At 59.6% G+C, this 5,761-nt stretch carries 4 protein-coding genes and 1 pseudogene; 2 read left to right on the top strand and 3 right to left on the bottom strand.

Features of this window, described 5'->3' with window-relative positions; all coding sequences use genetic code 11:
• The 3 genes and pseudogenes from BX592_RS34805 to BX592_RS33385 all read right to left on the bottom strand — a co-directional run.
• Positions 1 to 251: pseudogene (locus BX592_RS34805) on the bottom strand (c-type cytochrome biogenesis protein CcsB); the annotation flags it as partial.
• Between the two features lie 4 nt (positions 252 to 255).
• Positions 256 to 2,481, bottom strand: a complete 2,226-nt coding sequence (locus BX592_RS33390) for a cytochrome c biogenesis protein ResB (RefSeq protein ID WP_134197605.1) — start codon at positions 2,479 to 2,481, stop codon at positions 256 to 258.
• Between the two features lie 144 nt (positions 2,482 to 2,625).
• On the bottom strand, positions 2,626 to 3,279 hold the full coding sequence (locus BX592_RS33385; protein ID WP_134197604.1) for a c-type cytochrome: 654 nt from the start codon (positions 3,277 to 3,279) through the stop codon (positions 2,626 to 2,628).
• A 385-nt stretch (positions 3,280 to 3,664) separates the two neighbouring features.
• Between BX592_RS33385 and yihA the strand changes: the two genes are divergently transcribed.
• Both yihA and hemB read left to right on the top strand, forming a co-directional pair.
• The gene (gene yihA / locus BX592_RS33380) at positions 3,665 to 4,327 is read left to right on the top strand and encodes a ribosome biogenesis GTP-binding protein YihA/YsxC (RefSeq protein ID WP_134197603.1); all 663 of its coding nucleotides are present in this window, start codon (positions 3,665 to 3,667) and stop codon (positions 4,325 to 4,327) included.
• 288 nt (positions 4,328 to 4,615) lie between these two features.
• Positions 4,616 to 5,614: a porphobilinogen synthase gene (gene hemB, locus BX592_RS33375; protein WP_134197602.1), complete on the top strand. Its 999-nt coding sequence runs from the start codon at positions 4,616 to 4,618 to the stop codon at positions 5,612 to 5,614.
• Positions 5,615 to 5,761 lie beyond the last annotated feature (147 nt).

Genomic DNA, 5,761 nt, shown 5'->3' with positions numbered 1-5,761 from the left:
CCGAGCACGACAAACACCGGCACGGCGCAAACCAGCACCAGCTTGTCGTAGTAGTTCATGAACGGGTGGTAGCGCGTCAGCGCAAACCCCGCGCCAGCCACTAGCGCGAGTGCGAATAGCCAGTCGAATGGCGTCAGACGCTTCAGGAACGGGCGGTCGTCGAGCAGGCGATTAGCCAACTCTGCCGACTTTGCCGATGCCACGGCAGGCCTTTGTGCGGGCGAGGAAGAGGAAACCTGAGTCAAGTCCATGATCTTACCGGGTCGAATCTTGTGGGCCGGTTGTCGGGTCAGCCGGGTGGCTGCCGTCGCCGGACGCAGTGGACGCTGCTGACTCGTCAGCCGGTTTGGCGTTGAGCGCCACCCCGACCGCGTCGCGCGTCTCGTTGAACTCCTTGTCGAAGTCGAACGTCTTTCGGGCACTCGACATCGCCATCACGACGTTCACACCGCGATCCGTATCTTTGAGCCAGAACCACAGGCGCCGTTCGCGCACATAGAACATCGAGAAGATGCCCAGCACGAGGAGCAGGCTGCCAAGATACACGACTTTTTTACCCGGCGCGCGCGTCAACTGAAATACCGAGGCTTGCACCTGTTTGAAGGAATCCAGTTGCAGATATACCGGCGATCCGTAGAAAAAGCTGTCAGAAATTGCGTTGATCGAGTTCTGCACGAACCGGCTGCTCGCATCCCCCGGTTGCGCCGGCGCTTCGCCCGCTTGCGTGCGCGCCAGTTGCCAGACGTCCCACATCGAGCCTTCCAGCATACGCAGCAACAATCCTGCCGCCTTTTCCTGCTCCGCCTTCGGTACCGAATGATCGATAAACGTCGCGATGGCCTGGAAGCCACCAGCCGGCTGACCATGCGGCAGCGCGGCGCTGCTGCTATCGGCGCCGGCAAACAGCGTCAGTACGCGAACCGCGCTTTCTTCCAGATGCTGCTGCAATTCCTGATTCGATGACGGTACCGAGCGCTGCGCGAAGCGATGCGCGGCTTCGGCCCGCGTCGCCGGGTTTTCGAGCGCGGCGCGCAGATTCATCCATTCTTTCACCGTGCCGCCCTGGTCGGCCGGGATCCGCAAATAGCGGAACGGATCGTCCGGGTTCGCGCGCATGCCGGCCAGAAACACGCGCTCGCCGCCGACTTCCACCGGCAGCATGTAGTTGTTGTACTCGCGCGCCTGGCCATCCTTGTCGCGCACCTTGTATTGCACCGAAGGCCCGACGTTGTGCAGATCGAGCGGCTTGGACGACTTCGCACCGGAGCCCAGGCGCTCGTCGAACGCCTGTTTCAATGTCTCGTGCGCCGCGACACCGCGCGCGTCGGTCTGGCCGTTGCCGTTTGTAATGTTCTCGACATTGATCGCGCGAAAATCGGCGAATTCGACGGTCTGGCCATCGGTGCCGGGAATCTTGCCGGTAAGCGGCGTCGAATTGCCGATCGTGCCGTCGAACGGCGCCGGCTTCGCGCTGCTGCCGGTCATCGGGTACGCGGTCATCTTCATCTCGGAGCCGCCGTCCTGGAAGCTCGATTGATAGATCGACACGCCGTCGTACTCGAACGGCTTGTTCACCTCGACGCGCGCCGGAATGCGCTGCCCGGTCTTGTGATCGATCACGACGATGTCGCTGGCGAACAGCTTCGGCATGCCGGTCGAGTAATAGTCGACGATGAACTTGTCCAACTGGATCGAGAACGGCAGATCCTGAATCAGCGAACCATTTGGCTGGTTCAGGATCGCGGTCGACACGTGTTGCCCTTCGGGCACCCACGCGTAGCCGCGAAACGTCGGATTCGATTGCGACAGCCGATGCTCGGGTGGAATCTCGTTGATCACCGTATTGCTGCTGATCGGCGATTTGTCGAACAGCCACATTTGCAGCCTGATCGGCAGATTACTGTCGAGCAAACCGCCAATACAGATGATGACGATCGCAAGGTGAGCCGAGATATACCCAAGCTTCGTCAGTGCGCCTCGCTTCGCGGCAATCAGTGTTGCGCCATCGGATTCGCGCGTAACAAATTTGTAGCCTAGCTTGGCTGACAGTTTCGACAAGATTGCGGTGGCTTGCACGCGCGTGCCTTCAACGACGAATTCACCCTTGTGATGGAACGCGCGCAGGCTTGCTTCGCGCACCTTATCCTTCCAGCTCTTCGTGTCGGCCAGCATCTTCGGTGCATTACGGATCACGCACAGCGATACCGACGTGATCAGAAAGCCGAGGATCAGCATGAACCACCACGCGCTGTACACGGTGTAGAGGCTCAGCGACCGGAAGATATCCGCCCAGAACGGGCCAAACTGATTGACGTAGTTGGGATAGGGATCGTCCTGCGTGAGGACGGTGCCGATGATGCTCGCGATGGCAAGGATCACCAGCATTGCGATCGCAAAGCGCATCGAGCTCAGCAACTCAATGACCTCGCGCGCGACTCGCTGACGCGATTTCGACTGCAGACCCGATGTGGTAACGCTCATTCAAACTCCAACTGAACAGCAAAAAAGGGTGCAGGGCCGTCTCATCGCTGACGACGCCCTCACCCTTTTCTTGTTTTTTTGCCGGCCGCCTTGCGGCTTTAAAGCGCGCTGCATGGCCGACTTGACTTGCACGCGGACGCTAGCTTAATGCAAACCGGCGATGTAATCAGCGACCGCTTTGATCTCGCTATCGGACAGACGCTGCGCAATCGCGTGCATTACATCACTGTTGTTGCGTGCGCCTGGCCCTTGCTGGAACGCAGTCAACTGGGCCGCCGTGTACTCGGCCCACTGGCCGGACAGGCGTGGATACTGCGACGGTATGCCCTGGCCAGCCGGCCCGTGACAGCTCGCGCAGGCCGGCACGCCCTTGTCCGCGATGCCGCCGCGGTAAATCTTCTGGCCCAGCGGCACCGTCGCCTTGTTGTGCGCGTAGCCGGGTTTCGGAACCTGAGTGGCAAAGTACGCGGCGACGTTCACCATGTCCTGATCCGTCAGCGCACCGGAAATGCCAGCCATGATCGGATTGCTCCGCGCGGGCTGCTTCGCGCCCGGTTGCGTTTTGAAATCCTTGAGCTGTTTGACGAGATATTCCGGATGCTGCCCGGCGAGCTTCGGATACGCGCCGCCTGCGCTATTGCCATCCGCTCCGTGACATGCTGCACATACCTGCGCTGCGATTGCCTGCCCCCGATTCACATCCGGCTTTGCCGGGTCCGCCGCTTTTGCCTGTACCGCCAAACCTGAAAGACCTACTGCTGTGTGAAGCACCACCAGAATCCTGCCCAGTCGATTCATTCGCACACCCTGTTTCGTCTTGTGGGAATTAGAGGTTCTGCAAAATACGACGGCGACCGAATTACCTGATTGAAATTACCTCGCAACCCCAGTCACGTATTGAGCGCGCGCCCCGATGCACACGGCGCTCCACAGGTTTTCAGTAAACCATCGTATTGTACAATAACTCGCTAATCGTCAAGACGCCAGTCGGGCTTGTCCCTCGGCCTTGCCAGGCGCAGACGTCATGCGGCTCCCGTTGTGCCGTCCCGTTGAAGTCGTTGCAGTTGCCGTGCGCCGCTCGTATACGCGGCACCGAGGTCGTTCTGAAGCCGCACGGTTTGTCCACTGCCGCTCCAAGCGTCGACCTGTGTGTTGACTCCCGCATCCTATTCCGGTCTCATTCATGCCCTTTCTGCTCCACCAGGCCCGCTTCTACACCACTGTCAATCATTTGCGCGATCTGCCGCCTACCGCGCAACCTGAAGTGGCATTTGCCGGGCGCTCGAATGCGGGCAAATCGACCGCAATCAACATCCTGTGCAATCAGAAGCGGCTGGCGTTCGCCAGCAAAACCCCGGGGCGCACACAACATATCAATTACTTTTCGGTCGGTCCGGCAGACGAGCCGGTCGCGCATCTGGTCGATCTGCCGGGTTACGGTTACGCCGAAGTGCCCGGCGCAGCGAAGGCGCATTGGGAGGCACTGCTGTCGACTTACTTGCAGTCACGCGCGCAATTGTGCGGAATGATCCTGATGATGGACTCGCGGCGCCCGCTCACCGAACTGGACCGACGGATGATCGAGTGGTTTGCGCCGACCGGCAAGCCAATTCACACGTTACTGACCAAATGCGACAAATTGACGCGACAGGAAAGCGTCAATGCTTTGCGGACGACGCAAAAGGCGTTCGCTGACTACCGCGCCGCCGGCTATCAGGGCAAACTCAGCGCGCAGCTCTTTTCTGCGCTCAAGCGCGTCGGCATCGAAGAAGCGCATGAGCTGATCGAAAGCTGGGTCGCACCCGATACCGGCGATCCGGCTAGCGAATCGACCGGCACCGCCTAACAGCACGCGACACATTTGAGCTCGCAGATGCGCATCGATCTGTGCAGCACCGCGTGCCGCAACCCGAACATTGACGGGCGTCGCGCATTTCGCGTTCACCATAAAAAAACCCGCCGCAAGTTGACGGCGGGTTAAACAGCCTAATCGAAAAACGACAGGCACCCGCTCAGGGAGGAGAAGCGGGGAGGTCAGCGCAGCGCGCCTTACTCGATCGGTATGATATACCATTGTCTCAAAAAGTTTCTGGCACGCGGCCACCCTCTGTTTCACATTCGCACGAGTTTCGATATGAGTTTTTACCCGCATCACCGTGCGCGCCGGATGCGGCGCGACGAATTCTCGCGCCGTATGATGCGCGAGAACCTTCTCACCACTAATGACCTGATTTATCCGGTATTCATTGTCGAGGGCACGAACGTCAGGCGAGCCGTGCCGTCGATGCCGGGCGTCGAGCGTGTGTCGGTGGATCTGCTGATGGGTGTGGCGGAACAGTGCATGCAACTGGGTGTGCCGGTCCTGTCGCTGTTCCCGGCAATCGAACCCTCGCTGAAGACCCCGGATGGCCGCGAGGCAACCAATTCCGCCGGCCTGATCCCGCGTGCGGTGCGCGAGTTGAAAAGACACTTTCCTGAACTCGGTGTCCTAACGGACGTCGCGCTCGACCCTTATACGAGCCATGGCCAGGACGGCGTGATCGATGACGCGGGCTATGTAATCAACGATCCGACCGTCGAGATTCTGGTTGAACAGGCGAAGACCCACGCTGAAGCCGGCGTCGATATCGTTGCGCCGTCGGACATGATGGACGGCCGTATTGGCGCGATCCGCGAGATGCTCGAGAGCGAAGAGCACATGCATACGCGAATCATGGCGTATTCGGCCAAATTCGCGTCGGCGTTCTATGGGCCATTCCGCGATGCGGTGGGTTCAGCGTCGAATCTCGGCAAGAGCAACAAAATGACGTATCAGCTCGATCCGGCGAATTCCGATGAGGCGATGCGTGAGATTCGCGCCGACATCGACGAAGGCGCCGACATGGTGATGGTCAAACCTGGCATGCCGTACCTCGATATCGTGCGCCGTGTGCGCGACGAGTTTCATTTTCCGACGTACGTGTATCAGGTCAGCGGCGAGTATGCAATGTTGAAGGCCGCCGCACAGAACGGCTGGCTCGATCACGACAAGGCGATGATGGAGTCGCTGCTCGCATTCAAGCGCGCGGGTGCAAATGGCGTGTTGACGTACTTCGCGCTCGACGCGGCGCGGCTGCTTCGTTCGCAGAAGTGAACGGGTAATGGTTGACAGGTGTGGCGCGGATTGGGTTCAGGGTGCCTGATCTGTAAGCGCTAATTTGAGCACACTGGATCGCTGCCTGTGCTGCATTGGGAACTAAAGACGGTTACTTTTTACCCCAGTTATTCCATGCCATGCGCA

The organism is Paraburkholderia rhizosphaerae (assembly GCF_004366595.1).
GTDB lineage: Bacteria > Pseudomonadota > Gammaproteobacteria > Burkholderiales > Burkholderiaceae > Paraburkholderia > Paraburkholderia rhizosphaerae.
The sequence above is the reverse complement of the archived record's forward strand: the minus strand, read 5'-3'. Positions and strand labels throughout refer to the sequence as shown.